At 70.6% G+C, this 3,395-nt stretch carries 4 protein-coding genes; 2 read left to right on the plus strand and 2 right to left on the minus strand.

Annotation, left to right across the window (positions count from 1 at the left end; all coding sequences use genetic code 11):
- Nucleotides 1-44 precede the first annotated feature (44 nt).
- Both ACFTZL_RS42915 and ACFTZL_RS42920 read left to right on the plus strand, forming a co-directional pair.
- A complete protein-coding gene (locus tag ACFTZL_RS42915; protein ID WP_382595460.1) occupies nucleotides 45-794 on the plus strand; it encodes a class I SAM-dependent methyltransferase in 750 nt (249 codons plus the stop codon).
- Nucleotides 791-1,861, plus strand: coding sequence for a prenyltransferase (locus tag ACFTZL_RS42920; protein ID WP_382595462.1), 1,071 nt, complete (start codon nucleotides 791-793; stop codon nucleotides 1,859-1,861). The genes ACFTZL_RS42915 and ACFTZL_RS42920 overlap by 4 nt, the downstream gene beginning before the upstream one ends.
- 105 nt (nucleotides 1,862-1,966) lie before the next feature.
- On the opposite strand, the gene ACFTZL_RS42925 is transcribed toward ACFTZL_RS42920, so the two are convergent.
- Together ACFTZL_RS42925 and ACFTZL_RS42930 are read right to left on the minus strand one after the other, a co-directional pair.
- A complete protein-coding gene (locus tag ACFTZL_RS42925) occupies nucleotides 1,967-2,260 on the minus strand; it encodes a hypothetical protein (protein WP_382499610.1) in 294 nt (97 codons plus the stop codon).
- A 46-nt stretch (nucleotides 2,261-2,306) separates the two neighbouring features.
- Nucleotides 2,307-3,317, minus strand: coding sequence for an LLM class F420-dependent oxidoreductase (locus ACFTZL_RS42930; RefSeq protein ID WP_382595464.1), 1,011 nt, complete (start codon nucleotides 3,315-3,317; stop codon nucleotides 2,307-2,309).
- Nucleotides 3,318-3,395: the final 78 nt, after the last annotated feature.

Raw genomic sequence — 3,395 nt, forward strand, 5'->3', positions numbered from 1 at the left:
GCCCCCACAGATGTAGAAGGCGTCAACTCCGAAAGCAGGGCCTCGTGCTGACCGTCGACTTCTCCCGGTTCCCGCTCGCGCCGGGCGACCGTGTCCTGGACCTCGGCTGTGGTGCCGGCCGGCACGCGTTCGAGTGCTACCGGCGCGGCGCGCAGGTCGTGGCGCTGGACCAGAACGGCGAGGAGATCCGCGAGGTCGCCAAGTGGTTCGCGGCGATGAAGGAGGCCGGCGAGGCCCCCGAGGGCGCCACCGCGACGGCCATGGAGGGCAACGCCCTGGCGCTGCCCTTCCCCGACGAGTCCTTCGACGTCGTCATCATCTCCGAGGTGATGGAGCACATCCCGGACGACAAGGGCGTCCTCGCGGAGATGGTGCGCGTCCTCAAGCCCGGTGGCCGCATAGCCATCACGGTCCCGCGCTACGGCCCCGAGAAGGTCTGCTGGACCCTGTCCGACGCCTACCACGAGGTCGAGGGCGGCCACATCCGCATCTACAAGGCCGACGAACTCCTGGCGCGCATACGCGAGGCCGGCCTCAAGCCCTACGGCACCCACCACGCCCACGCGCTGCACTCGCCCTACTGGTGGCTGAAGTGCGCGTTCGGCGTCGACAACGACAAGGCGCTGCCGGTGCGGGCGTACCACAAGCTCCTAGTCTGGGACATCATGAAGAAGCCGCTGGCCACCCGGGTCGCCGAGCAGGCGCTGAACCCGCTGATCGGCAAGAGCTTCGTGGCGTACGCGACCAAGCCGCACCTGCCGCGTCTCTCCGGCACCGGGGCGGACGCCCAGTGACCACTCCCCGGACGGAACATCTGGTCCTGCCCGGGGTCCTCACCGCCGGGCAGGCCGCCGAGACCGTCGCCGGCATCCTCGGCGTGCAGCGCGAGGACGGTGCGATCCCGTGGTTCCGGGGGCACCACCTCGACCCGTGGGACCACGTCGAGGCGGCCATGGCCCTCGACACGGCCGACGAGCACGAGGCCGCCGAGCGGGCCTACCTGTGGCTGGCCCGGCACCAGAACGAGGACGGCTCCTGGTACGCGGCCTACGCCGACGGGGAGTTCGGCGACGTCACCGACCGGGGCCGGGAGACCAACTTCGTCGCCTACATCGCCGTGGGCGTCTGGCACCACTACCTCTCCACCGGCGACGACACGTTCCTGGAGCGGATGTGGCCGACGGTGTACGCGGCGGTGGAGTTCGTACTGCGCCTGCAGCAGCCGGGCGGGCAGATCGGCTGGCGGCGCGACGACGACGGCACGGAGACGACGGACGCCCTGCTGACGGGCAGCTCCTCGATCCACCACGCGCTGCGGTGCGCGCTGGCGATCGCCGAGCAGCGGGAAGAGGCGCAGCCGGACTGGGAGCTGGCGGCGGGTGCCTTGCGGCATGCGATACGACGGCATCCGGAGCGGTTCCTCGACAAGAACCGGTACTCGATGGACTGGTACTACCCGGTGCTGGGGGGTGCGCTGACCGGGGCCGAGGCGAAGGCCCGTATCGAGGAGGACTGGGAACGGTTCGTCGTCCCGGGGCTCGGGGTGCGGTGCGTCGTGCCCAACCCGTGGGTGACGGGGGGCGAGTCCGCGGAACTCGCCCTCGCGCTCTGGGCGATGGGCGAGTCCGACCGGGCGTTGGAGGTGCTGCAGTCGATCCAGCATCTGCGCGATGCGGAGAGCGGTCTGTACTGGACGGGCTATGTCTTCGAGGACGACGCGATCTGGCCGCGGGAGTTGACCTCGTGGACTGCGGGGTCGTTGTTGCTGGCCGTGGCCGCGTTGGGTGGGCATGAGGCCACGTGCCAGGTGTTCGGTGGGTATGAGTTGCCCGTGGGGCTGGACTCGGACTGCTGCGCCTGAGAACTCGGGTGGTCGGTGCCTGGTGGCGGGGCGCGGGTTGTGTGCGGTTGATCGCGCCCACGCGGCGGAGCCGCATGTCGACACAGCCCCGCGCCCCCAGAAGACTCAGTGCCGGTGTGCGCGATTGGCGATCGCGTGGCCCACGAACAGGTAGACCACCGCTGCCAAGCCGTAGCCGCACACCACTCGGGCCCAGGCCTCGTCGAAGGTGAAGAGGTCGTGGGACCAGCCTGCGAGCCAGCGGGCCGCGTCGTGGATGAACTGGACGAAGCTGTTCGCCTGGTTGGCGTCCAGCAGGTACATCAGGATCCACAGACCCAGGATGAGAGCCATGACGTCGGCCACGACCGCGACGATCGTGCCGGCCTGATTCGCACCGTTGCGATATCGAGGGGACATGTCATTCGGATTGCCCTTGAACTCCGGATGAAACCCGGGGATTCGCTCAGGCGTTCAACTCGGCGAGTACGCGCAGCGTGTGGCGGTCGGGGCTGAGCACCAGCAGGTCCGTCACCGGGCCCTTGCGCCACGACTCCAGTCGCTCCGCGATCCGTTCGCGCGGGCCGACCAGGGAGATCTCGTCGGCGAAGGCGTCGGGGACGGCGAGCACGGCCTCCTCCCGGCGGCCGGAGAGGAACAAGTCCTGGATGCGGCGGGCCTCTTCCTCGTAGCCCATGCGTGCCATCAGGTCGGCGTGGAAGTTGCGGGCCGCGTGTCCCATGCCGCCGATGTAGAAGCCGAGCATCATCTTGACGGGCAGCAGGCCCTCGGCGACGTCGTCGCAGACCCGGGCCTGGGCCATCGGCGCGACGAGGAAGCCTTCGGGCAGGCCGGCCAGGGCCGGGCCGTACACCTCCGGCCGGGTCGGCGACCAGTACAGCGGCAGCCAGCCGTCGGCGATCCGGGTCGTCTGGGCGACGTTCTTCGGGCCCTCCGCCCCGAGCAGGATCGGCAGGTCGGCGCGGAGCGGATGCGTGATCGGCTTGAGGGGCTTGCCCAGGCCCGTGGCGTCCGGGCCCCGGTACGGGTGGGAGTGGAAGCGGCCGGACAGTTCGACCGGGGCCTCGCGGCGGAGCACCTGCCGTACGACGTCGACGTACTCGCGGGTGGCGGTGAGCGGGGACTTCGGGAACGGGCGGCCGTACCAGCCCTCCACCACCTGCGGGCCGGACAGCCCGAGGCCCAGCGTCATGCGGCCGCCGGAGAGATGGTCGAGGGTGAGCGCCTGCATCGCGGTGGTGGTCGGCGGACGGGCCGCCATCTGGGCAACCGCCGTGCCCAGCTTGATGGTGGAGGTGTGGGCGGCGATCCAGGCGAGCGGCGTGAACGCGTCCGAGCCCCAGGACTCCGCCGTCCACACGGAGTCGTAGCCCAGCCGTTCGGCCTCCCGCGCGAGCGGTATGTGGTCGGGGGCGGGGCCGCGGCCCCAGTAGCCGAGTGCGAGACCGAGCCGCATACCTGCCTCCTGACGGTGTGTCAGCCGACTGGGGCGACGTCTGTACGTCAACGGCCCCCCGCCCGGAAGGGCGAGGGG

The organism is Streptomyces sp. NPDC056948 (genome assembly GCF_042674225.1).
In the GTDB taxonomy this organism is placed as follows: domain Bacteria; phylum Actinomycetota; class Actinomycetes; order Streptomycetales; family Streptomycetaceae; genus Streptomyces; species Streptomyces purpurascens.